This is a genomic window from Opitutaceae bacterium (genome assembly GCA_041395105.1).
In the GTDB taxonomy this organism is placed as follows: Bacteria; Verrucomicrobiota; Verrucomicrobiia; order Opitutales; family Opitutaceae; genus B12-G4.
In genome coordinates this window covers 112,919-137,032 of sequence record JAWLBB010000003.1, presented here as the reverse complement: position 1 = coordinate 137,032, position 24,114 = coordinate 112,919, and the positions used below count along the sequence as shown (strand labels likewise).

Genomic DNA, 24,114 nt, shown 5'->3' with positions numbered 1-24,114 from the left:
CCCATCTGCCATCTCCCATCTACCATCTCCCATCTACCATCCTACATCTCCCATCTCCCATCTGCCATCTCCCATCTCCCATCCTACATCTCCCATCTCCCATCTCCCATCTCCGCGAGCAACGCTCGCTCCTCAAACCTCCCGCCGTTCGAAACAGATCCACGCCACCACCTGGAAGACCGCCGCATACAGTATGCTGTAACCCAGAATCATCCCGACCGTCGCCATCGGAATCGCCTGCCCGTCGGCGGCCGCATCGCCCACGCTGAAAACCTGGAAATTGGGCAGGGCCACGGCAAAGACCCACGCCAGCCCCCGGAAGATGACCGAGCCGCCCTTCATCCAGGCGTCCTGTGCCAGATACTGAAGGTGACAGATCAGGATGGCGAGAAAAGCCACGACCATGCTGAACAGCTGCGTCCGGCCGAAGGAGCAGAAAAACAGGGCGATCGCCGCGGTCAGCGCCAACTTCAGACCCAGAATCAGACCGACCCAGGCCACCGCGTCGAGCCTAGGGGTCTTTGCCATCTCGTCCCCGACAAGGGTCGCCCCCCGCCAGAAAAGTATGGTCACCAGGATGAGGGTCATGACGGCGGCAAAGGCGAAAAGCGCGAGGACGATCCCCACGTATTTGCCCGTGATGAACTCCGCCCTTCGAACCGGCCGGGCCAGCAGGGTCAGTGCGGTCCGGCTCTCCAATTCCGCAAAGAAAAGCTGCGCGGTCATCGCCACGGCCAGAATGGTTCCGAAAAAGGTGATCGCGCCAAATCCCAGGTCCGCGGTGAACTTCAATTCGGACGAGCCAAAATCGAACGTCCCGAGCGAGCGGGCACCGACCATCATGGCCACCCCGAGAAGGATGACCACGGTCAGAAACCGCTGCCGGAACGCCTCGACCAGTGTCAGCCGGGCGATCGTCCATACCCGGCTCATCATGAAAGGTCCTCCTTCCGCGCGCCGGCCTTTTCGATCTGCTCCACGAAGATCCGATCGAGCGTCGTGCGGGGACTGCCGATGGAGACCCGGTCAGCGCCGTGTTCCCTGAGCCAGATCAACAGGGCTGCCTCCGCGTCCTCCGATAAACCGTCGAAAACCGCCATGCGCTGGTTTTTCTCCTTGAGCAGATCCTCAACCGCGCCTTCGAGGATGACCCTCCCCCGGTTCAGGATGGCTACCCGGTCACAGACTCCCTCCACCTGGGCCAGCAGATGAGACGACAGCACCACCGTTTTCCCCTCGGTCTTGAGCCGCCGGATGATGTCCGCAATCAATTGCGAACCGATCGGATCCACCCCCGCCGTCGGTTCATCCAGAATGATCAGATCCGGGTCATGGACCAGAGCCTGGGCCAGACCAACCCGCTGGAGCATCCCTTTGGAATAGGTCCCGATCTTGCGTCGTTCCGCCTCCCGCAGTCCGACCAGTTCCAGGACCTGCGCCACCCGATTCTGAAGCGCGCCCCTTCGCAGTCCCGCGATGCGACCATAAAACGCAACCAGTTCCCATCCGGTCAGGTAGCGGTAGAAATCCGGGGATTCCGGGAGATAACCGATGCGATTGCGGATCTCGAGGTTCCCGACCGGCTGACCCAGCACGGCGCATGAACCTGATGTCGCCCGCATCAGGCCAAGGATGATCTTGATCGTCGTGCTCTTGCCCGAGCCATTGGGACCGAGCAGGCCAAAAACCCCACCGCGGGGAATCCGCAGCGAAAGGCCGTCCACCGCGCGCAGACGTACCCCGCGCAGCCCGATATCGAATTCCTTGATCAGGTCGCCGATCTCGATGACGGCCTCAGGGAGATCACTCATCGGATGGAAAACCCGCTGAAGACCCGTGCGCGGTGGTCGCGCTTGACCTCCACCTCGCGTATCATCCCGTCCATCCGCTCCTTCAGTCCGTCCAGAAAAGACTCCACCTCATCCCACTCTCCCTCGACCTCGAGCAGGACCCGACCGTCTGCCAGATTCTGCACATATCCGGATACCTCGTATTCCTTCGCCACCTGATAGGTCGTGTAGCGGAACCCCACTCCCTGGACCCGACCCGAGAAATGTGCGCGCAAGTGATAGGTAGGCGAAGAATCGGACATGATCGCGAAAGACGGAACTCCCTGATTTCAAACACCTGAACCCCTCCAAGCGCAAGCAAATGCATCGCCCCTCACCCAAGCGTCGGGGCACACCTTGCCTCCCCCTCAGTAGAGCAACCCGTATCCGAACTCTGCCCTCCGCCATCTGCCCTCCGCCCACCATCTCCCATCTTACATCTTCCATCTCCGCCGCGGAGCGGCTTTCATCCCTTCTTCCCCTACACCCGCCTCACTGACCCATAGGGACATTCCCTATCGTGATCACATTTGGTTTGCTTTCTGACCGGCTGTGATCCAACTTCAGCATGAGGTAGATTCCCTATCCTCCCTGAGTAACAATGAGCAATTACGAATTCGAAGGCTATTCTGAAGGCGACTGGGAGGAATCCTGGGACATTGCTTGGAATGAGTTCGACTGGGAGAACTACCTGAAGAGCCAGGATCGGACGGTCCAGACTTACCTCAGTCATTACGAGAAATACCTCGACCGGACGGACCGGATCGACGAGGTCGCCCACCAAATGGGCTGGGACGAAGATGGCTGGACCAACGACGACCCCCTGGCCGACGACGGTGCCGATCTCGAATCGACCGACCGGATGCTCGACGGAGCCGAGGCCGAAGCCGACGTCGATCCCTACACGATCCACAAACACCCCATTTTCATCGCTTCTAAGGCGCTCTACGTCTGGCTGCACAAGGCATGGGAGCAGGTCGCTCCAGCCTGCGCCGCCCGCATCCCGGCGCGGACCGCCTTGGGTTTTCAATCGTCACTGTTTCGCGCCGAGCAAACCGCTCTCCTTGCCGTCCATTCCCTGGACATGGGGGACTACTCGCTCGCCGTGTGCATGTTCAAGCGTTCCCTGAGTGAGCTCAACAAGTCGCTCGCCATGCTGAACGAGATGGACGAATCCAAGAGTCCGCCACTGTCCTACTTCAAGGCACAGAGCCGGATTCGCCTTTTTGACTGCAGGGAAATCTGGCTGAGGGTCATGCGGGACTGCCGGGAAGAACTTTCGCGCCGCTTCGGCGATCGCGACAGCTGATTCTTTAGAACAAGAAATGCCGAAATCGTCTCGTCTGATGACGGGAGTCAATCCGCCCGACCGTGAAAGGTCGCTCCTGCGTGCCGATCTGAAGAACGCCGTCCGCGGCGACACCCAGGCCTTCGGTGAATTGACATCCCACTACTTTGACTTTGCCGCCGAGTCCTTCTTCATGCTGGGCTGGTGTGACGATGACGAACGCAAGAGCGCCCTCGAGACGCTCTTTCAGGCCATCTGGCGGTCACTGCGCTTCATCAAACGTCTGTCCGATTTCGAGCGCGCCCTCGTCGTCCAGATGCTGACCCTTTCCGAAAACCGGGACCGCAAGGACAGCTGTGGGCCCCGGAAGATGCCGAGCCTCTCGGGAGAATCGAAGCTTCTTCTTGTCGCCTTCGAAATGGAGCGGTGGGACATGCACAGCATCCGGCTCGCATTCCGGATGAAGTCGGCGGAAGTCCATCAACGGCTCCTCGAGCTCCGCACCCAGCTGCTCAAGATCAATCTCGAAGGACTCGACCGAAAGACCCTGGGCCTGCTCGAACGGGTCAATCTCACCTTTGACCGTGACCTCACTCCGCGGCAGCGCAAGAGCCTGATACAGGCGGTCGCCGCCTGTCCGATCGCCAAGCAATTCAAGGCGGGGTGGATGCTTTACCGGAGCGAAATGGTCGAGCTGCGCCAGCAGATGCGCACGACCGACGCAGACCGCGGCCCCTTCCTGGCCAAACTGCTCGAGCATGTCAGCGAGACCTCGATGGCGAAACCCTCCATCGCCGACCACATCGTCAACCGGGTCAACTTCACCCGCTTCCCCCGGGCACTCATCGTCTGACCCGCCGAAGCGTTGGTGCTCGCCCCACGCAGTCCTTGTCCTGCTGTCGCCACGTCGCTTTGTCGACGTGCCTCATTATCCTGCTCTCCTCGCCCCACGCAGTCCCTCGTCCCGCTGTAGCCACGTCGCTGTGTCGACGTGCCCCATTAGCCTGCTCTCCTCGCCCCACGCATTCCTTGTCATGCTGTAGCCACGTCGCTGTGTCGACGTGCCCTATTAGCCTGCTCTCCTCGCCCCACGCATTCCCTCGTCCCGATGTAGCCACGTCACTCTGTCGACGTGCCCTGCAGCCTGAATCCACATCGGTCGCCCTGAGTGCAGGGCTTGCCGCCAGTCCACCGACAACAGTCCCCCCTCCGGCTCCCCTCCCTCTTCAGCGCTCCGCGCCTTCTTCCCTTCTTCCTGTTCTCCTCCCGAGGAATCCGTCCTTCCACCCGATCTCCGACCTGTCCCGGCCCATCCCGTGGTGTCGGGATCTCCGCGAGCCCAGCTCGCCGTACAAAAAAAAGTGGGTCGACAGGGATTCGAACCCTGAACCAATTGCTTAAAAGGCAACTGCTCTACCGTTGAGCTATCGACCCAAATGACTGATAATCAGTGACTTGATTTTCAGCGCTTGACCCAGTACTATACTCGAGTACTATACGGGGAGAATGGGCAAGAAGAAACCCAGCTCCACGTGGAAGAAGACTCGTGTTCAGAACTTGGTCAGGCATACGGGCTCAAAAAGGTATTATGCCCGTTTACGAGTCAACGGCAAATTGCGCTGGAAGAGTCTGGAGACCATCGTCTTCTCGACCGCCCAGCAACGCCTCCTGGATGAACAGGCCAAGGCGCTGGCCCAGAGATGGCAGCCTGCGCCCGCCAATACGGGCAAAATCTACATGGCTGACGTCATGAAGACCTACCGTGAAAGGGTCGAGGGCAACCAGAGTTTCCGGCCGGCCACGGTCAAGGCCCGGAAACTGGCCATGGATCGAATTCCCAAGACCTGGCCGGGGTTTGAGAAGCTGGAACCCAAGCACATCACCGCCCAACAGGTCTTTGAATGGGTCAACCGACTGAAGACCACCGGCACGGGTTTCGCGCCCCCTTTGAGCCGTGGCCCCTCGGCCAAGACCCGGGGAACCAGCGCCACCACCGTCAACCAGAGCCTGGACACCCTGCGCCGGCTGATGAACATCGCCATCGAAGTCCACGCCATCCCGGCCAATCCAGTTTCATCCAAACTACCCGAGGGCATGGGGAATTTGCGGGTTTCGGTCAGGGCCAAGCCCGTCCACTTACCCAGCAAGGAGCATTTCCGAAGAATGGTTGAGGAAATCCGCTCCTCGGGATCAGGCTGGGCCTACGACGCGGCTGATCTGGTTCAATTCCTCGCCTTTTCCGGGGCCCGTAAGGGCGAGGCCATGCGGCTGACCTGGGGGCACGCGAATTTCTCCAAGAAGCAACTGAGGATTCCCGGGACCAAGAGCGAGTCCAGCAACCGGGTCGTCCCGATGATTGCGCCACTGGTCGAGCTGCTCGAGGCGATCAAGGTCAGGCGGCGTCAACAGGGCGACACAGTCGAAGCTGGTGACCGAATCCTCAAGTTGACCGAGTGCCAGAAGTCAATTGACCGGGCCTGCGGGATCCTCGCAATCCCCCGGATGACCCACCATGATCTCCGCCACCTCTTTGCCACCGTCTGCATCGAAAGTGCTGTTGACATACCCACGGTGGCCCGGTGGCTTGGCCACAAAGACGGCGGCGCGCTGGCCATGAAAACCTACGGCCACCTTCGCGACGACCACAGCCAGCAGCAGGCTGAGAAGGTCGAATTCTAGTCTCCCAGAAGTAGCTCGTTCCTTCCTAATGTCACATCCCTTCGGGAAGCCAACGGAACCGGGCATTCTCAATGAAGAAGAAAGCCAAGAAGACAAAAGTAACCACGACCAAGCGTGTCGGCGGAAATGAAGTTAAGCCACTGCCTGGCACCTTCAGTTCACCTCATTTCTGGTATTCTCCGTTCTTCGCAGAAGGCGTTCAGGCAATCATTAAGGAGATGCTTGATCTGCCTCCACGATTACTCTGGGCGGCGTTTTGGATTGCGGCTATGAAACACAGTGGAGCTGTTCCAAATGTCCTGACAGCTCGCTACCAGGATGATGAGGACGTTATCCGCGGAATCGACAATACATGGTATGTACGTCTGGCCGCCGCGATCGCCCAGTCCTGCGACCCAAGAATTCTATCCGCCCAAAGACAACCGGACCGGATGCTGATTATTCGAGTCGCAGGACAGGTCTGGTGGGAGGCCGCGATGGTAGGACTTCGAGACTTTTACCTAAATCACCGAACGGCCAAACGGGGAAGAGGGTCCGATTACGAGCTGCAGCCGCACGTGATTGCAGCAATGAAACGTTCAATTGCTATCACGGGGGAGGCAGACTTTCTGCGACGACTTGAAAACCCGAGTCGAATATCCGCCGATTTGGAAGACATCCTCAGACTGTCGGATCAGGTTAGGGCATACCACGTTGGCGAGATACGACCTCGGGCCCGACTTCCCGTTACCTACGAAATACTCCTCGAACGATTCATGGAGAATCTGCCCAAAGATTGTGTTTATCGTACAACCCCAAAGACCTTCGGAAAGCTCTACCGCGGAATCGCAACTGACATGGAGGGCATCTGGATTTGCTGGTATCCAACCCTTCGGTTTGCCGGTATGAGCGAGCCAACAACCGGCCGAAATGAGAAGCTTCATCTCGCATTCACCCGAGACACCGACGGGAAGCTGAACGAGGTTCTTTTTGATGCGACTGTGCCAGATGTTATCTACGACGGCTTCCCAGAGCCACCAAAACCGGGCGAGCTGGTGGCTCTCGTGCAACGTCAGACCAGCAAATAACGGAGAAATTGGGGTTAGAATAGGTGCATGGAATACAATTCCGAGCACCAGGGCAAAATGCCCGACCTTACCCAGCTCAAAAAGCTGGCCTACTCCGTAAACGAGGTAGCGGAAATCCTTGGGATCTCCGTCGTCTCTGTGTACCGCCTCCTGAAGCGCGGTCACCTCCGATCACTCCCTCATTTACGCAAGAAAATCATCGCTCGCGCCGAAGTGGTGAAGCTTCTGGAGGGAAAATCGATATGAAACGACATCCGACCCACAAACCGGAGATCCTAATACAGGAATATTGCGAGAACCTTGAGCGGGTCAGTGACATGAAGACCGAGCTATTCGACGGCGGAGTGGAACACATCAGTGGCCCATTGTATCGAGCACTCCAAACCATGCGCAAAAGTCAAAACACCACCCGCAAGACCAAACCCCGAGATCCGAATCAAGAACCGGTTTCCGAGCTCTTCAGCGATTTCGTCAATTCAGACAATACCAAGGAGGCAAGATGACTGGTAATCCGTATATGGATGCGGCTCTCGCACTTGCCCGCCAAGGCCTTCCAGTGTTTCCGTGCGCACCAGGGGCAAAGAATCCCCTGACTGCGCACGGATTCAAGGATGCTTCGGTCGACGAAGATGTTATCAAGTCCTGGTGGAAAACCAATCCGACAGCAAACATCGGTCTCCCAACAGGAGAACTGACCGACCTTGTTGTTGTCGATATTGACCAAAAGAACGGAAACAACGGCGGCTGGAACCTGTACCAGATTGGAGAAAAATACGGTGGTCTTCCAGAGACTCGCGAGATAAAGACCCCATCGGGCGGGCGGCACCTATATTTCAATTATCCGGGCACGAAAGTCGGGTCTCGGACAAATTGTCCTTGCGATGGCGTCGACATTAGGGGGGATGGAGGTTACATAATCACCCCTCCGAGTCGGTGCCGCGATTCAGACTACATCATTACCCGCGACATCGTCGCCGTTGATCTGCCAGATTGGTTCGTCAATCTGGTTGCCGATGAACCCCGGATGCAGGCGGTCGCTTCTAGGTCAAAGTATATCGCGAAAAGCCCGGATGATCGCCAAGAAACGGCCAATCGCATCGAAGCAGCACTGAAACTCGTCCCACCTGATGATCGAGATACATGGATCAAGATGGGCATGGCGATTCACTCGTTCGATCCGGAAGGACTTGGATTTGGGCTATGGGACGGTTGGTCGAAGGGATGTCCAGAGAAGTACAATTCAGATGAAATGGATCGAATCTGGAAGAGCTTCAGTGAAGACCGGTCGCCAAGTCTGGGCCTTGGATCGCTATTCGCCAAAGCCAAAGCCAATGGATGGATCCCAGTCCCAAGGAAAACGAACGTGGAATCGGACGATGAGTCCCTAGAAGAGTCTCAAAGCAAGGATACGGATGATTGGCCGGCACCACTTTCCGACGATGCCTACATCGGACTTGCTGGTCGGATTGCCAGAACATTTGAACCACATACCGAGGCGGCGCTGGAGGCACTTTTGCTTCAATTTCTTGTCTCCTTCGGAAATATGATCGGACGAGGACCCCACTTCAAGGTTGGGGCTGACAGGCATGGATCAAATGAGTTTCTTGTGCTGGTTGGACCTTCGGGAACGGGTCGCAAGGGTTCGAGTCTAGGTTACGTCCGGGCTCTCATGAAAGCAGTTGCTCCTATATGGGTCGATGAGCGAATCATGGAAGGCCTTTCCTCCGGCGAAGGACTGACTTATGCGATTCGCGATGCCGAGTATGGGCTTAAGGATGGCCAGGAAGTGATGATCGACAAAGGCGTCATGGATAAGAGGTTGTTGGTAATTGAACCCGAATTCGCCAGTGTCCTGAAAGCGATCGAAAGAGCCGGAAATACGCTGTCTGCCGTGGTTCGGAAGCTCTGGGATCAAGGGTCGGTTAGGAGCATGACCAAAAACAGCCCATTGAAAGCAACTGATGCCCACGTCTCAATCATCGGACACATCACTCAGGACGAGGTCGTTGAATCAATGAAACGAACTGAACTGGCGAACGGCTTCGCCAACCGCTATATCTTCGCGTGCGTCAGGCGAACTAAGTTCCTCCCTTTCCCAGGGACGCCTTCAGCAGAAGTATTTGAGGGTATTGTAACCGATCTCAAGTCCGTTGTTGCATTTGCCAAGACGCTTGATGCGATCGGATTCGAGGACGACGCGAGAGTGCTTTGGATTCAACGTTACAGAGCACTCTCCGCGGGAAAACCTGGTATCAGCGGCAGTGTCCTTGGTCGTGCCGAACCCCACACTCTGAGGCTTGCTCTAATATTTGCCATTCTCGACAAGGCAAAACTGATCGGGACAAGACACCTTGAAGCTGCCCTCAGTATCTGGGACTACATTGAACGATCCGTTCTGTTCATCTTCGGACAGAGCACAGGCAATAGGACGGCAGATACGATCTACGAAGAGTTGCTGCGAATTCGCCCGAGCGGGATGACACGAACAGAGATCTCCAAGTTACTTCAGGGTCACAGCCCAGCACATGAAACTAAGCGAGCATTAACGTTACTCGAGTCGTGTGGCCGGATTTATGTGATCGCTGATAAAGGGGAGAGCCGGACCATTCAGCGATGGTTCGCATCGGCCACCCAATAACCAATTGGCGAAGTGCGTAATGTGCGAACTCTATGCCCCCACTGCCCCGGTCTCGCAAATTTCGCACATTTCGCGCTTCGCTGGCATTCTGCAGGATCTGGGGTTAGGATCGCAGATCCCGCTAATGTGCACGGATATTCGTCTCGATTCTCTCCCGATCGAACGACCAGGAAATGGTCAAGAAAACCCAAGAGTTTTGAATTTTCTCGAGATCGGTTCGATCGAGAGCAACACGACGCCCATCGGACCAGCCACAAGAGGCTCTTAGGAGATCTGACCGGAGGCGTCGACCTTCACTTTCGTTTTGCTGCCACGTCCTGCCTGCCTGTGATTTGCCTGCCGTGATGCAAAGGTAGAATTCGCCTCGGCTCTGCCTAGAGAGCGAGGTCTCATAGGCCACTGCCTGCTCCCCATGGATCATTTTTCGGGCAGAACCATAATCCGAGCGGTGTTGCGAGCCCCCACCGCATCGCTTCGTTCTCCCCTCTCGAATAACCCCAAATTCTATTGACTGCATCTTCTGTGCAGTATCTACTACACAGTAGATGCCAGAACTCTTGGGACCCTTTTTACGGGAAAGACGCGAAGCTCTCCGCAGCGAGAGGGGTCGATCATATTCCCTCCGTCAGGTGGCCGGCAGGATCGGCATGGAACCATCGTACCTCAGTCGGATTGAACGCGGTACAGATATTCCCCCAGGTGAAGAGAAGCTACTTGCCCTGGCCAAGGAGCTCGAAGTGAACCCCGACGCTCTTTTGGCTATGGCCGGAAAGGTATCGGCAGAGGTCCAGGCAGCGGTTCGCAAGCAGCCAGAACTCTTCGGCGAGCTTATCCGCCAGCTCAACAAAATGCCCGATAACGCCCTCCTCAAACTCGTCCGCGAGGTCCGCGACGGTGACTGGTGACGCCGCGTCCCCTGTCGTCCGACCTCTTGACCCTTCCCGGCCCATTCCACCTTCGACCTTCAGACCTTCGACCATTTCCCTCCCGGACCTCCCTATCTTCCATCTCCCATCTCCTATCTTCGCGAGCGCCTCGCTCGCCCCACCACCATGATCACACTAAGCCACGACCAACTCGAAATCCGCTTCCCCGAGGTGCACCCCAAGGCGAAGCTCTCCATCAACTTCCGGCGCACCCTGCGTATCCCAGATGACGGGAAGGACTATCCCCTGCCACCCGGACTTGGGCAGTTTCCGCTCAGGCACACTGAAGACCACACCAACGTCCTTGATTCGGCCGACGTTCGTAAGGGAGGCGTCATCCTGCCCATTTATCAGTCGGAAGCTCTCTGGATCCGATTTGAAGGATCCTTCGTCCGGGATCACGACACCGAGTATCCTTTCGCGATTCAGATCGGCACGGGTAAAGTCTGCGCCGTCACCGGCGAGCCTTGGACCGACACACTGCTGCGCAATACCCAGAACTATCTGGTCGTCCCCGGCCAGCCTTGGCTGGACGGCTACTGCGTGGAGGAAGGTATCATCCGCCAGTTCGTGGCTGCGCCTCTCGGAACCGGCGTCACCGCAGAGGAGCAGATCACTGGCAAAGCGGAACACGGCGGACTCCAAATCCAGGTTTATCCAATGAAGCGGAAAGTCTTTGAACGACGTTTCCCAAAACGGCCTCGGCACGAAGACATCGTTTATGCCCGGTCGGCCCTAAACCGCATGATGGTTAATTGCTCACCCGGCGAAAGAAAGATGGGCTTAGCACCTGGAGGCCGGATGCGTCAACATATCTACCGCGATCGATTCCAACTGGAGGACTGGGACACCAGCCAACGAAGCCGGACATTTGTCCATCTGCTGAACTCGACTCAGTGGAAAAGCATCACCGGCGAGAAACCTCCTCACAAGCCGATAAGGGCCCGCGACTACGCTCAGGCCGGTCTCCCATGGTTCGACTACTACGATGACAAGCGCGCCGGTGTTAAGGCCACGGAATCCCTCTCGAAGCTCAAGGGCTTGGTGTCGTTCAAGAAGCACCGATCCGATGAGGACCAGACGACTCTAGCTCTGGACGAGCTTCCCGTCACCCATCTTGGTCCGGCCGGAAAACGTCCAGTCCAGGAAGGCAAGTTCTGATCCGAATGGCTATGGACCCGATACTAGACCCACTCGAAAAACTGACACCAGAACGCGAAACCGCATTCTGGGACGAGATCAAGGCCATCCCCGAATCCGATACCAGTGCCGAAGAAGCCTTCGGTCGCTTCTGGAGACTCCTTCGGGAACTGGAGTCGACATCTGATCCTACGCCTTGTGGCGCAGGGCCGCACTTTAAGTTGGACGCCGAAAGCGATCTCACCGCAGATCCACCATGAAAACAACGATCACACTCGACTACCACGCCATCCTCGCAAATCAGGCACAACCTGTCCATTTCGCGCTTCTATTTGAAACGCCCGAATCCACTCTGACCCGTCCGCAACCCGCCGCTTTCACCATCGTGATTGATCGCAGCGGCTCGATGAGCGGACCACCGCTTGAAGCCGCAAAGTCAGCGGCGAAGAACGCGGTGAAGAATCTGCGGACGGGCGATCTCTTTGCCCTCGTGACCTTCGACGATTCCGCCCGAACGGTCATTCCCCTTTCCGAGATCCCGGACAAAGCAGCGGCCATGGAGAGGATTGACACAGTTCAGTCTGGTGGCAGCACCAACCTGACTGGAGGCTGGATGCTCGGGCGCGATGAGCTCAGAAAGGCACCCACCGGCACCATGCGACGCCTGCTCCTTTTATCTGATGGCCAACTGAACGTTGGGATTACTGACCCCGACCAGGTAGCCGGCATCGTCGGACAGGGACTAGAAATGGAACGGATACGGACAAGCTGCCTCGGATTTGGACCCTCCTACGTGGAGGATCTCCTGGCCAGGTTGGCTCGAGTCACCAACGGCGAGTTCTACGATGCGAATTCGCCGGAGAAGCTGCCGGCCATCTTCGAGGCAGAACTCGATGGCCTCCAGAAGACGGTTGTCATGAACCTGAGGGTGCGACTGAAGTCCCTGGATTTCGTTGAAGGTATTCGTTTTCTCGGCGGACGGGAGGGCTTGGCCCTGCCCGATGGCCGACAGGAATATGCATTGGGCGACCTCGTGGCTGACGAGAAGATGGCCGCCGTCTTTCAACTCGACGTCCTTGCCATCCCTGAGATCGCACCCGGCCGACCGGCAGCCAGCCTCGAAGGAGAAGGATTGGTCGAGGCCGAGATGCTCTACGACCGGGTGGAGGAAAGCGGGATCGCATCGGTCACCGAGACCCATACGGTCCGAATCTGCCCGACCCAGAGCCCCGCCGACGTGAAGGTCAATGAATCCGCCCTGTCCTGGATCACCCCACCCCAAGCCGCCCGAATCGTGGAACAAGCCATGGCCCTGCGGGACCGCGGTGAAGTGGAGCAAGCCCGCCAGGTTCTCACGGACGGAATCCAGCGGATCGAAGCCTACGGTCACCCGGACCAGGTCAAAGACGCCCTCGCCCTCCTGAGCCGAACCCTCGCGCAGATCAAAGAAGACGGCACATACCGGAGTTCGCGAAAGTCCATGCTCTATTCCAGCAGCTCCTACCAGAACCTGCGCCGCAGTTCGCACTGGTCGGCGGACGAGTCGATGCCGGAATTCAAGAGACGCCCAAAGCCGATATCACCGGAGCCGGCCGATCCAGAGAATACAGTCTAGGTAAGGAGCCAAAGGGGCCCCAGCCTGCCCCCAAGGATTCCAGTATCTAGTCGGTCATTTCTCTTGGCACATTCTGCTAGGATCACTGGCCATTGTGCCGCAATTGGCATGGTCCGTCCGTGGATTGGCGGACTGTGTATTTTCATTGCCCGTAACCGATTCATTATCAATCTGATTCCAGTTGATTCGATGAAAACAGCACTGACATGGGAAAACGCAGATCCGGCGAACCAATGGACTGTTTCCTGACAAGAAACGAACTTGGGCATACCCGTGGCGCGAACGCACCCAGAAGCCCCCCGTTTTCGGTCCACGTTAGGAACGATCTGCTAGAACCTCCAAGCCTTAGCGAACTGCTGAATCAAGAGGAATCTCCATAGATGCACCGAATTGACCAGACGGTAGCGGATGCGATAAATGACGCAACCTCGCTCTATCATCGGCTCGTTTTAGTGGTTGGGCCATCCGGCTCTGGCAAGACCGGGGCTGTTAGGCGGGTCGCTATCAGTCATCCCTGCCCCTGTCTGAATGTGAATCTTGAGCTCTCCAAGCAGATGTTGAACCTGACCGGACGTCAGCGATCCCTCCAAGCTCTCACAGTGCTGCGAGACCTGATTAAGGACGCCGGGGACGATACAGTCGTTTTGGACAACAACGAGATCCTTTTCGATCGGACCCTTCAGCTCGACCCGTTGCGGGTCCTTAAGGAGCTGTCACGCACCAAGACGATCGTGGCAACTTGGAACGGCCACATCGACAAGAACAGTTTGGACTACGCCGAACCCGATCATCCAGAGTACCAACACTACCCAATTTCTGAAGTCGATTTTGTGTATGTCACCACGGAAGGAAAAGAAGCATGAAGTACGCTGACCTAATTCAGTTTGATCCAATCGAAGATGTCATCCAACTAAGAGATGCCAACAAGTTGGACGAGGCCAAGCAGCTGGTTTCCACCTACGTGATCTCTGAAGAGATGGCTGAGCGCCTGATCGGGGTGGTTTTCCCACATCTTCAGTTCGACCAACCTGCGGACAACCGCGGGCTGCTGGTAGTCGGCAACTACGGAACGGGTAAGAGCCATTTGATGTCGGTAATATCCGGGCTGGCCGAACATGGTGAACTGGAGGGTGCCCTGATCGATCCGAACGCTCTCAAGGTGGACAAGAAGGGCGAAGCAAAGGGTTACGTTGGCGTAGACCGGATCTCCGGCCGGTTCAAGGTCGTCAGGACGGAGATCGGGCACACCACAATGTCGTTGCGCGACATCCTTGTCAGCCAACTGGAGGAACTTCTCAGTAGCGAGGGTATCGATTTCAAGTTCCCGTCAACAGACAAGGCGCACAGCAACAAGCCCGGCTTTGAGGCCATGATGTCCGCCTTTCACGAGAAATACCCCAATCAAGGACTTCTTATCGTCGTCGACGAGCTGCTCGACTACCTCCGGACGAAGAAGGAGCAGGCATTGATCGCGGACCTGGGCTTCCTCAGGGAGGTGGGCGAGGTCTGCAAGGACCTCAAGTTCCGATTCATGGCAGGCGTCCAGGAAGCCATCTTTTAGAGCCCGCGTTTCGCGTTTGTCGCCTCGGAGGTTCGCCGGGTGAAAGCCCGGTTTGAGCAGGTCCACATCGCCAGCAAGGACATTCGGTACGTGGTAACCCAAAGGCTCCTGAAGAAGACACAGGCCCAGCGGGCCCAGGTTGAGGAGTACCTCACGCCATTCGCGAAATTCTACAGTGGTATGAACGAGCGCATGGATGAATTCGTGGCGATGTTCCCTGTGCACCCGGACTACACGGACACCTTCGAGAAGATCACCTTCGCCGAGAAACGCGAAGTCTTGCGGTCCCTGTCTGGCGCCATGAAGAGAACCTTGGGTGACACCGTTCCGGCGGACCGTCCTGGGCTCATTGCCTATGACCGATACTGGGAGTCCTTGCGTGAGAACCCGTCCTTCAGGTCCGTACCGGAGATCAAGTCCGTCATCGACTGCAGCAAGGTGCTGGAAGGCAAAGTCCAGCAGTCCTTCTCCCGGCCGGCATATAAAGAGATGGCGCTTCGCATCATCCATGCTCTTTCGGTGCACCGCCTTACGACCGGCGATATTTACAACAAGATCGGAACCAGTCCGACAGAACTTCGGGACCAACTCTGTCTCTACCAACCCGGCATCGAAGGACTCGGCGGCGAACCCGCCGATGATCTGCTGTCACAGGTCGTCACGGTCCTGCGCGAAGTGCACAAGACCGTCAGTGGTCAATTCATTTCGAGCAATCCTGAGAACAGCCAGTACTACCTCGACCTGAAGAAGATCGATGATTACGACGCCTTGATCGAAAAGCGGGCCGACAGCCTGGATGAGAACCAGCTCGACATCTACTACTACGAGGCGCTGAAGCAGGTCATGGAGTGCGCCGATCAGACGTATGTAACCGGATACCGAATCTGGGAACATGAGGTCGAATGGACTGAGCACAAGGCATCCAGAAAAGGGTACTTGTTCTTTGGGGCACCAAACGAACGGTCCACCGCTGTTCCGCCCCGCGATTTCTACGTTTACTTCATCCAGCCCTTCGATCCACCGGCCTTCAAGGACGAACGCAAAGATGACGAGCTGTTTATCCATTTGGAAGGTAAAGACGAGGAATTCAACCGCGCGCTTCTATTCTTCGCTGCTTCCACAGACCTGGCAGGCAAGACAACCGGCCACGCGAAATCGACCTACGTCTCCAAGGCGGACGGATACTTACGGGACTTGGTGAAATGGCTCCAGGAACACATGACTTCGGCCTATGAAATCAGCCATGCCGGCCATCGCAAGAAGATGGTGAACTGGCTGAAGGGCGGCAAACTGCCCGGCGGAGCCAATGTGCGCGACCTCGTAAATGCCGTCGCTTCCAACTGCCTGGGCCCACACTTCGAGGAGCAGGCCAAGGAGTATCCCTTCTTTAACGTGCTCATCACGCAGGATAATCGCGAACAAGCTGCCCAAGATGCCCTCCGATGGATCGCCGGCATCAGCAAAACCAAGCAGGGCAGCGCTGTGTTGGATGCCCTTGAGCTGCTCGATGGCGACAAGCTCAATCCTGAGGATAGCCGGTATGCCAGGTTCATCATCGACCTGTTGGCCAAGAAGGGGCACGGGCAGGTGATGAACCGCAAGGAAATCATTCAGGAAATCTATGGTGTGGAGTACATGGCAGGCGATGCGTACCGGTTGGAACCTGAATGGTGTGTCGTGCTTCTCGCCGCTTTGATCTACTCGGGTCATTCCGTGCTGGCGATCCCTGGCGGCAAGTTTGATGCCGGCGGATTGGAACTGATGGCATCGACCGCAATGGACGATCTCATCAACTTCAAACATGTCGAACGACCGAAAGACTGGAATTTGCCGGCCCTGAAGGCCTTGTTCGAGTTGCTGGACCTCGCTCCAGGCATGGCTAAGCTCATCACGCAAGGAAAGGATGAGCCGGTCCAGGAACTGCAGAAGGTTGTCCAGCAGCGTGTCGAGAAACTGGTCCTGGCGGACCAACAGATCCAGACGGGTTTCCCTTTCTGGAACAAGAACATCTTGTCTGAAGCAGAGCGCGACCACTACCGCGGCCTGCTTGATTCCACCAAGACCTTTCTTGAGTCGCTTCAAGTCTATACCACCCCCGGCAAGCTCAAGAACTTCCGCTACGGCGCGGACGAGGTGAAGGAGCAAAGCAAAGGACTCGCTGCCCTGACCGAGCTGGGATCGATTCAGGAACTGGTTGGTGAACTGGCAGGAGTTGCCACCCATCTTTCGCAGGCGGAAATGACACTCGCTGAGGAGCATGACTGGGTCACGCGCATGAGGGATACTCGCACGAAACTCCTTCAGGACATCTCCGATAGAAAGAAGCGAACCGCTTCCGGCTTCCGCCAGAAGTCGACCCAAGCTATGAAGGCGCTCCAAAGCGACTACGTCCAGATCTACCTGGACCTCCACCGAGCCGCCCGCCTGGGGGTCAACGACGACAAGAAGAAAGCTGCGCTGTTGAAGGATGAGCGACTCGCCAAGCTCCAGAAACTGGCGACCATTGATCTCATGCCGGCCGGACAGGTAACCGGCTTTCAGAATCGGTTAGCCACCACACTCCGCAGCTGCTTCGCGTTGACCAAGGATGAACTGCAATCCAGTCCCGTTTGCGAGCATTGCGGCTATCGGCCCATCAACGAACCCAAGACCATCGCAGCCGGCAAGGTTCTAGCGCAGATGGATGACGAGCTTGACACCCTCGTCGAAAACTGGAGCAAGGCCCTTCTCGAGAACCTGGCCGACCCAGTGACGCAGCAGAACCTCGCGCTGCTGAAGCCAAAGTCTCGGAAACTGGTCGAGGACTTCATTGCCGCCGGCGAATTGCCCGATGAGTTGTCCACAGCGTTCATCGGCGCCCTGAAGGAGGTTCTCTCCGGCCTGATCAAGATCCCCGTCAAGATGGTTGCGCTTCAGGAGGCACTTCTGACAGGTGGCTCACCGGCAACACCGGATGAGCTCAAGAAGCGGTTCGAGGAATTCCTGTCTCAACTTTCAAAGGGCAAGGATGTCGGCAAGGTGAGGATCGTCCTGGAGTAGTCACCCTCAATGAAGTTTCTCCACACAGCAGATTGGCAGATCGGCAAACCTTTTGCCGGAATCCGTGACGAGCACAAACGGTCACTGGTCCAGCATGCACGGACCGAGGCGATCAAGCGTATCGATGCCGTCGCCAAGGACGCTAACGCCGAGTTCGTTGTGGTCGCAGGCGATCTGTTTGACTCCCCCAGTGCGGACAAATCGACCGTATCAGCGGCATGCAGCGCCATCGGGCAGATGGGCCTGCCGGTTTTCGTTATTCCAGGCAACCACGACCACGGCGGACCCGGAAGCGTGTGGAATCAAGATTTCTTCAAGCGCGAGCAAGCGGCTTTGGCTCCCAATCTGACGGTTTTGCTTGAGACCACACCGCATGATTGCGGCACAGCGATTCTGCTCCCGTGTCCGCTCTTGCGCCGCAGTGTGGCCGCAGACCCCACCGAATGGCTGCGGAACTCGGAAGTCTATGCATCTCTGCCGCCCGGCAAGCCACGTATCGTCATCGGACATGGGAGTACCCAGGCTTTTTCAAGTCAATGGGATGACGATGAAGAGGTCGGCGCAGTCGGGAACCTGATCGATCTCGCACGACTGCCGGACGCCGAGATCGATTTTTTCGCGCTTGGCGACTGGCATGGCACAAAAAAAGTGCACGCCAAGGCCTGGTTTGCAGGAACCCCGGAACTGGACCGGTTCGCCAAGGGCGGCGACCACGACCCTGGAAATATCCTTTTGGTGCAGGTGGAACGCGGCGGCCTTCCCCAGGTTGTCAAGAAGGTTACCGCGAGCCTTCGATGGAATGATGCCTCCTTCGATTTTTCAGATGATTCTTCATTGAGCGAGTTTCAGGACCGCCTTACCGCAATTCTTGCGCAGCGGGCCAACGAGGATTTGCTCAAGTTGACCCTCACTGGCTCGATAGGCATCGAAGCATCCGCCCGCCTGGATGAAATTCTCGAATCCCTTGATGCCAGACTTCTGAGGCTCAAACTGACCAACCAGACGCGCATTGCGCCTACCGAGACGGAGATCGACGCGCTCACCACACGGGCATCAGACCCCCTGATTGCCAACGTGGCAGGGCAGCTCGTCCAACGTGCAACCGGAGACTACGAGGATGCGCAGGTGGTTCGCATCGCTCTGCGCGAGCTGCACGCGGCCTGCATGCAGGAGGCAGGATCATGAAGCTGCTCTCCGCAGCCGTGCGCAACTACCGGCTCCACCGCGAGTTAACGGTCGAATTCGATCCACTCAGGACACTGATTGGCGGGCCCAACGAGGTCGGGAAGAGTACGTTCATCGAAGCTGTCCATCGAGGTCTCTTCCTCAAGGCAAAGGGAACCGGGGCCATGCACAAGTCGATGGCTTCGACCCTCCATGCGGGCCACCCCGAGGTTGGAATATCCTTCGAAGCGGGTGGACATACCTACACGCTGCGCAAACGGTTCAGCGGCCAGAGCGGCACCACCCAGCTCTCGGAGGTTGGCGGCCAGAGTTGGCAGGGCGATGACGCGGAGGAAAAGCTTGCCTCTCTCCTCGGCAGTGAAGATGCCACCGGCAGGTCGACTGCCAGCAAGATCAATGAGCAATGGGCCCACCTCTGGGTCTGGCAGGGCATGAGTGGCGATAACCCGGCGGAACACGCCGCATCGCAGCAGACCGAATTACTCCAACGGCTTCAGGACACGGGCGGATCCGTTGCCATGCAGTCGGAGCTGGATGCAAAGGTCGCCAATCGATTTGCCAAGGCACGAGAGCAGACCTTCGTAAGGGCCGGGAGCGCCAAGGCCGGCTCCGATCTCGAAAGAGCCCAGACCGAGCTCAGAAAAGCTGAAACCCTCCATACGACGGCATCCGAACGCCTGGGCAAGCTGCAGCTGGCCATGAGCGATTACGAAACCGCGGAAGCTACCCTTCATCGCACGGCATCGGATCTTGAGGAACTTCGAAAGCAACAGCAGGCAGTCAGAGAGAAGATCTCGCAGGCGGAAGGCTTGCAGCAGGTGGAGCGGGAGCAAGAGGCGACCGTCGTAACCGCGAAGGACAAGCTGGGGTCCCTGGAGACGACCGAGGAAAGTATCGTCGAGTTACGGAAACGCATCGACGAACTCCAAGATGCCCTGAAGCCGAAGCAAGAGGAACTCGCGCAAGCTGAAGCCAGAATCGCCGACCTTCGCAAACGCGCGGGAGAAGCCGACCGCGAACTACAGGATGCCCAGATCGGCACCCGAAACGCGCGGCTCGGGCGCGACTTGGCCACAGCCTACGTGTCCGTATATGAGAAGCAGGCCAGGCTGGATGAAATCCAGAAACGTCTGGATCGTGTGCGGGCCCTGCAGAGCGACATCGATGGCTACCGCAGTCGACTCTCAGAACTTCCCGAGATCGATAGGGATGCTCTCGAGGAGATCCAAGCGATCGAAAGTGAGCTTGGACAAGCCAGGGCCGCCCTCAATGCCATGGCTGCCGAAATCGAGATCGTTTCAGCCGACCAGGCGGTCCGGGTCGGGGACCAGCCCCTTGAGACCGGCGGAAGTCGCACGATCGCGGAGGCCACCGATGTAAACGTCGGTGATTCCGTATGCCTGCGTATTCATCCCGGAGGCGGCGACAGCCTGGGTGAAGCTCGCGAGACGGCCCGCTCGCTCAATGTGCGGCTCCAGAGCACTCTGGACCAGTATGGGATTGAATCGACCAAGCGCGCTTCGGAGGTCGTCGCAGCGCGAGAGGACCTGCGCGGGAAGATCGACGGTGCTGGATCGACGCTTGAGGAGTTGGACCCCGAGGCGACCGCGGATGCCCAGTCAGCAGCGAAGGACGAGTTGACCGCTGCGGAAGCCGAAGTGACCCGTCGCCTGGAGAACGTCAAATCCCTCGATGCACCCGAGAATTTGGCCGCGGCAAGGGTTTTACGGGACGCGCAGGACGAATCAGTACAGAACGCGGAAGGCAATGAAAGCAGTCTCAAGGCCACGCGCGACGCACTCCATGGCCAGATGACCGAGCTGGACGGACAGCTATCGACTCTGCGTGAGGGTATCGCTGAGGATCAACGAACTCTGACGGGGTCCGAAGCGCAGTTGGACCTGCTCCTGCAGAATCATGGCGATGATGCTAGCCGCGGCGAAGCGATCGAAGCTACCCGCAAGTCCCTCGCGGATACCGAGCAGGAATTCGCGAAGACGCAGAAGGCACTGGAAGAGCTGCAACCCGCTCTGCTGACTTCCGACCGGGATCGTCTGGAGCGATCGATAAACGAAGCCAACAAGCAACGGGAAGGCGCTCAGACCGCGAAGGCGGTCAGTCAGGCCACGCTTCGTTCGGACGGCACCGAGGACCCGAAGGCATCTCTCGCCCAGGCCGAAGCGAGGCTGAATGCCGCGCGCGAGCATTTCCAATCGGTCTCACGCAAAGCGTCTGCGATTGCCCTGCTTGACGACCTCTTCCAGGAACAGCAGCAGGCCCTGGCTGATCGGTTTTCTCAACCGCTTGCGGACAAGGTCACTGGCTACCTGCAATGCCTGTTCGGTGCCAACGCCCGTGCGGTGGTCACTTTTGAAGACAATGCGTTCAAAGCTATCGAACTGGTGCGATCCTCACAGGCAGGTGCCACGGCGTTTGATGCCCTGAGCGGGGGCACCCGCGAGCAGGTCGCCGCGGCGGTCCGCCTGGCCATCGCCGAACTGCTCGCCGCGGAGCACGATGGGGTTCTTCCGGTCGTATTCGATGATGCCTTTGCCTATTCCGACCCCCAAAGGGTTCAAGTCCTGCAGAGGATGTTGGACCTCGGAGCAACGCGTGGCCTGCAAGTCATCGTGCTGACTTGCAACCCTTCGGACTATGCTGCACTCGGGGCCCGTCAGGTGATTCTCTCGCGGGAGGCAACACAGGCGCTGTCCTCGTCAGAAGTGCCGTCTCCGAATGGCGACGAACCCACATCTGCCGCAGCGCCGACTGCCTCCGATGCGTCAGAAGAAGATTGTGACCGCTTATTGTCCGTATTGCTGGAAATGGGTGGCAGGTCCGGCAACCACTCCCTGCGCGACCAGCTTGGATGGGACGATGCGAAGTACATCGCCGCAAAGGATCAGCTATTAGCTCAAGGCCGGATTTTCCCCGGCAAAGGACGTGGTGGGAGCGTCGCCATCAAAGAGTAGCCTTCAGGAGTTTTTTATGCCGAGGAAGAAGAAAACCGAATCGACCAAGATGATGTTTCGAGACCCCTCCGGGCAGCAGGACTTCATCGAGAGGTCCTACGAGGAAGAACTGGACGCCAAGAGTTGCCAGCCGGTCGAATGCCTCGGCAGGAAGTTCCCGAACGATGACGCGCGCCGGGATTACTTCCTGGGAGAACTGGCAAAGAAGCTGAAGGATCCTGAATTCCGCAGAATCGATGGCTTTCCTCATGGGGAGGACGAGGACATTTTGGCACTCTCGGACCCGCCATACTACACGGCATGTCCTAATCCGTGGATCGTAGATTTCATCATCGAGTGGCAGACGCAACAATCCGAAACACCCGTAGGGAATCACTACCCCCGTGAACCCTTTGCGGCCAACGTGAGTGAGGGCAAGAACGACCCAATCTACAACGCGCACTCCTACCACACCAAGGTGCCGCACAAGGCCATCATGCGGTATATCTTACATTACACGCAACCTGGTGACATTGTACTAGACGGCTTCTGTGGATCCGGCATGACAGGTGTCGCTGCGCAGATGTGTGGTGACGTCGAAGTGGTCAGGTCCCTCGGCTACCAGGTGAAGCCGAATGGAACCATTTTGCGGGAAGAAATGGATGAAAATAGTAATAAGGTTTGGCGCCCGTTTTCAAAGTTGGGTGCTCGTAAGGCGGTATTAAATGATCTGTCATCGGCTGCTACCTTCATCGCCTCGCGTTTCAATGACGACATGGATGCAGAAGCCGTCAGCAAGACAATAGCGGCTTTATATAGAGAAATTGAGAGTTCTCTGGGCTGGATGCATTCAACTATTGAAGGTGCATCAGATGACGAATTAGAGAAAATAAACGAACAGCTAGAGGCGTGTACAACACCAAAAGAATGTAGAGATCTTCTGTCGTCAGAAAATTCATTGTGCGCAAGAGCCGGCGTAAGCAATAGTCTCATCCGAATTAGAAAATTAAATTTTATTGTATGGACCGATTTTCTAATCTGCAACAATTGCAGTGCAGGCTTATCATCGTTCGACCACACAATGCTTGTAGGCGAAGGAAAGGCCCTAGATGCCTTCAACTGCCCGCAATGTGGAGCGAACGTCAGCAAGAGCACTGCAAAGAAAGAACTCTCCAACCGTTTCGACCATACATTGTCTTCAGTGATTTCGCAGCCCAAATCTGAGCCTGCCTATGTTTGCTTTTTTCAAGGAAAATCAAAAATTCGCAGACGTACAAACTCATACGATAAGTGTTTGGCAAAGAAAACTGAATCACTCGACTTTGATTTAGCTGTTCCAACGAAGCTTTTTCTTGGAAAAGGTAGTCAATGGGGTGACTCGTGGAGAGCCGGGTACCATGAGGGGATAACGCATACTCACCATTTTTATCATAAGAGGAATTTACTGATGCTATCCGCTATGTGGGATCGTCTTAGGCCTAAGGAAAGGTGGATACTGACTTCGTTTATTTCCCGCAATGCAACAAAGCTAAACCGATTCATTATCAACAATCACAATGTAAATGGCCGGGTTAACGGACCACTATCAGGAACGCTCTATATTTCTTCAGAATCTGTCGAACAGAGTGCGCTAGAGCTTCTGAAGGACAGGAGAATCAAATCTAGTTGGAAAAACAGCAGAAATGTTATTTCGAGCCAATCGGGATCTTCTGTAAGCCTTCCCGAAGGCTGCATTAATTACGTGTTTGTTGATCCTCCTTTTGGCGGAAACCTAATGTATTCTGAGTTGAATTTCATTACTGAAACCTGGCTTGGCGTTACAACAAATCAACTTGAGGAAGCTATAACAAATGAAGCGCAGAAAAAGACATTGATTCAATATCAGGCTTTGATGGCAGACTGTTTCAAAGTGTTGTACCGAGCACTTAGGGCGGGAGGATGGATTACTGTTGAATTCTCAAATTCCAGAGCGAGTGTCTGGAATTCTATTCAATCTACATTTGCAGGATGCTGGTTTTGTAGTTGCCAATGTCGCGTCTCTTGACAAGAAACATGGGGGCATAAAGTCATTCTCGAATCCTACTTCGGTCAAACAAGATCTTGTCATTTCGGCGTACAAACCAAACGGCGGCTTTGAAGAGCGCTTCCGAAGGGAAGCGCAAACTGAAGAAGGTGTATGGGATTTCATTCGTACTC

General features: G+C 56.7%; 16 protein-coding genes, 1 tRNA gene and 1 pseudogene. 14 read left to right on the top strand and 4 right to left on the bottom strand.

The window, feature by feature from the left end:
* Positions 1-132: 132 nt before the first annotated feature.
* From R3F07_12100 to R3F07_12090, 3 genes are read right to left on the bottom strand one after another with little or no spacing between them, the layout of a single operon-like run.
* On the bottom strand, positions 133-936 hold the full coding sequence (locus tag R3F07_12100) for an ABC transporter permease (protein MEZ5277114.1): 804 nt from the start codon (positions 934-936) through the stop codon (positions 133-135).
* Positions 933-1,811 carry an ABC transporter ATP-binding protein gene (locus tag R3F07_12095; GenBank protein ID MEZ5277113.1) on the bottom strand — a complete coding sequence of 293 codons (879 nt, stop codon included), beginning with the start codon at positions 1,809-1,811 and terminating at the stop codon, positions 933-935. Before R3F07_12095 ends, R3F07_12100 begins: the two co-directional genes overlap by 4 nt.
* On the bottom strand, positions 1,808-2,092 hold the full coding sequence (locus R3F07_12090; GenBank protein MEZ5277112.1) for an acylphosphatase: 285 nt from the start codon (positions 2,090-2,092) through the stop codon (positions 1,808-1,810). The genes R3F07_12095 and R3F07_12090 overlap by 4 nt, the downstream gene beginning before the upstream one ends.
* Positions 2,093-2,430: 338 nt before the next feature.
* On the opposite strand from R3F07_12090, the gene R3F07_12085 reads away from it, so the two are divergent.
* Both R3F07_12085 and R3F07_12080 read left to right on the top strand, forming a co-directional pair.
* Positions 2,431-3,138, top strand: coding sequence for a hypothetical protein (locus tag R3F07_12085; GenBank protein MEZ5277111.1), 708 nt, complete (start codon positions 2,431-2,433; stop codon positions 3,136-3,138).
* Positions 3,139-3,154: 16 nt separating this feature from the next.
* Entirely contained in the window at positions 3,155-3,970 is an 816-nt protein-coding gene (locus R3F07_12080) for a hypothetical protein (GenBank protein MEZ5277110.1), read from the top strand.
* A gap of 509 nt (positions 3,971-4,479) precedes the next feature.
* On the opposite strand, the gene R3F07_12075 is transcribed toward R3F07_12080, so the two are convergent.
* Positions 4,480-4,551, bottom strand: a tRNA-Lys gene (locus tag R3F07_12075).
* A gap of 180 nt (positions 4,552-4,731) precedes the next feature.
* On the opposite strand from R3F07_12075, the gene R3F07_12070 reads away from it, so the two are divergent.
* From R3F07_12070 to R3F07_12015, 12 genes and pseudogenes are all read left to right on the top strand, one after another.
* Positions 4,732-5,796, top strand: coding sequence for a site-specific integrase (locus R3F07_12070; GenBank protein MEZ5277109.1), 1,065 nt, complete (start codon positions 4,732-4,734; stop codon positions 5,794-5,796).
* Positions 5,797-5,867: 71 nt separating this feature from the next.
* Positions 5,868-6,863, top strand: a complete 996-nt coding sequence (locus tag R3F07_12065; protein MEZ5277108.1) for a hypothetical protein — start codon at positions 5,868-5,870, stop codon at positions 6,861-6,863.
* A gap of 27 nt (positions 6,864-6,890) precedes the next feature.
* Positions 6,891-7,109: a helix-turn-helix domain-containing protein gene (locus tag R3F07_12060; protein ID MEZ5277107.1), complete on the top strand. Its 219-nt coding sequence runs from the start codon at positions 6,891-6,893 to the stop codon at positions 7,107-7,109.
* Between the two features lie 253 nt (positions 7,110-7,362).
* Positions 7,363-9,501: a bifunctional DNA primase/polymerase gene (locus R3F07_12055; protein ID MEZ5277106.1), complete on the top strand. Its 2,139-nt coding sequence runs from the start codon at positions 7,363-7,365 to the stop codon at positions 9,499-9,501.
* A 545-nt stretch (positions 9,502-10,046) separates the two neighbouring features.
* Entirely contained in the window at positions 10,047-10,406 is a 360-nt protein-coding gene (locus R3F07_12050) for a helix-turn-helix transcriptional regulator (GenBank protein MEZ5277105.1), read from the top strand.
* A 147-nt stretch (positions 10,407-10,553) separates the two neighbouring features.
* Positions 10,554-11,588: a hypothetical protein gene (locus R3F07_12045; GenBank protein MEZ5277104.1), complete on the top strand. Its 1,035-nt coding sequence runs from the start codon at positions 10,554-10,556 to the stop codon at positions 11,586-11,588.
* Positions 11,589-11,823: 235 nt separating this feature from the next.
* Entirely contained in the window at positions 11,824-13,182 is a 1,359-nt protein-coding gene (locus R3F07_12040) for a VWA domain-containing protein (protein MEZ5277103.1), read from the top strand.
* Positions 13,183-13,562: 380 nt separating this feature from the next.
* On the top strand, positions 13,563-14,045 hold the full coding sequence (brxF, locus tag R3F07_12035) for a BREX-3 system P-loop-containing protein BrxF (protein MEZ5277102.1): 483 nt from the start codon (positions 13,563-13,565) through the stop codon (positions 14,043-14,045).
* Positions 14,042-17,782 (top strand): annotated as a pseudogene (locus tag R3F07_12030) (DUF6079 family protein). The gene brxF and the pseudogene R3F07_12030 overlap by 4 nt, the downstream one beginning before the upstream one ends.
* Before the next feature lie 9 nt (positions 17,783-17,791).
* Positions 17,792-18,967 (top strand): metallophosphoesterase, encoded by a 1,176-nt coding sequence (locus R3F07_12025; protein MEZ5277101.1) that lies wholly within the window; start codon positions 17,792-17,794, stop codon positions 18,965-18,967.
* Entirely contained in the window at positions 18,964-21,939 is a 2,976-nt protein-coding gene (locus R3F07_12020) for an AAA family ATPase (protein ID MEZ5277100.1), read from the top strand. The genes R3F07_12025 and R3F07_12020 overlap by 4 nt, the downstream gene beginning before the upstream one ends.
* 16 nt (positions 21,940-21,955) lie before the next feature.
* A complete protein-coding gene (locus R3F07_12015; GenBank protein ID MEZ5277099.1) occupies positions 21,956-23,962 on the top strand; it encodes a DNA methyltransferase in 2,007 nt (668 codons plus the stop codon).
* Positions 23,963-24,114 lie beyond the last annotated feature (152 nt).

Bases quoted from the DNA above. Each gene is read 5' to 3' on its own strand.
- R3F07_12100 (MEZ5277114.1), bottom strand. From the start codon at position 936: ATGATGAGCCGGGTATGGACGATCGCCCGGCTGACACTGGTCGAGGCG.
- R3F07_12095 (MEZ5277113.1), bottom strand. From the start codon at position 1,811: ATGAGTGATCTCCCTGAGGCCGTCATCGAGATCGGCGACCTGATCAAG.
- R3F07_12090 (MEZ5277112.1), bottom strand. From the start codon at position 2,092: ATGTCCGATTCTTCGCCTACCTATCACTTGCGCGCACATTTCTCGGGT.
- R3F07_12085 (MEZ5277111.1), top strand. From the start codon at position 2,431: ATGAGCAATTACGAATTCGAAGGCTATTCTGAAGGCGACTGGGAGGAA.
- R3F07_12080 (MEZ5277110.1), top strand. From the start codon at position 3,155: ATGCCGAAATCGTCTCGTCTGATGACGGGAGTCAATCCGCCCGACCGT.
- R3F07_12065 (MEZ5277108.1), top strand. From the start codon at position 5,868: ATGAAGAAGAAAGCCAAGAAGACAAAAGTAACCACGACCAAGCGTGTC.
- R3F07_12060 (MEZ5277107.1), top strand. From the start codon at position 6,891: ATGGAATACAATTCCGAGCACCAGGGCAAAATGCCCGACCTTACCCAG.
- R3F07_12055 (MEZ5277106.1), top strand. From the start codon at position 7,363: ATGACTGGTAATCCGTATATGGATGCGGCTCTCGCACTTGCCCGCCAA.
- R3F07_12050 (MEZ5277105.1), top strand. From the start codon at position 10,047: ATGCCAGAACTCTTGGGACCCTTTTTACGGGAAAGACGCGAAGCTCTC.
- R3F07_12045 (MEZ5277104.1), top strand. From the start codon at position 10,554: ATGATCACACTAAGCCACGACCAACTCGAAATCCGCTTCCCCGAGGTG.
- R3F07_12040 (MEZ5277103.1), top strand. From the start codon at position 11,824: ATGAAAACAACGATCACACTCGACTACCACGCCATCCTCGCAAATCAG.
- brxF (MEZ5277102.1), top strand. From the start codon at position 13,563: ATGCACCGAATTGACCAGACGGTAGCGGATGCGATAAATGACGCAACC.
- R3F07_12025 (MEZ5277101.1), top strand. From the start codon at position 17,792: ATGAAGTTTCTCCACACAGCAGATTGGCAGATCGGCAAACCTTTTGCC.
- R3F07_12020 (MEZ5277100.1), top strand. From the start codon at position 18,964: ATGAAGCTGCTCTCCGCAGCCGTGCGCAACTACCGGCTCCACCGCGAG.
- R3F07_12015 (MEZ5277099.1), top strand. From the start codon at position 21,956: ATGCCGAGGAAGAAGAAAACCGAATCGACCAAGATGATGTTTCGAGAC.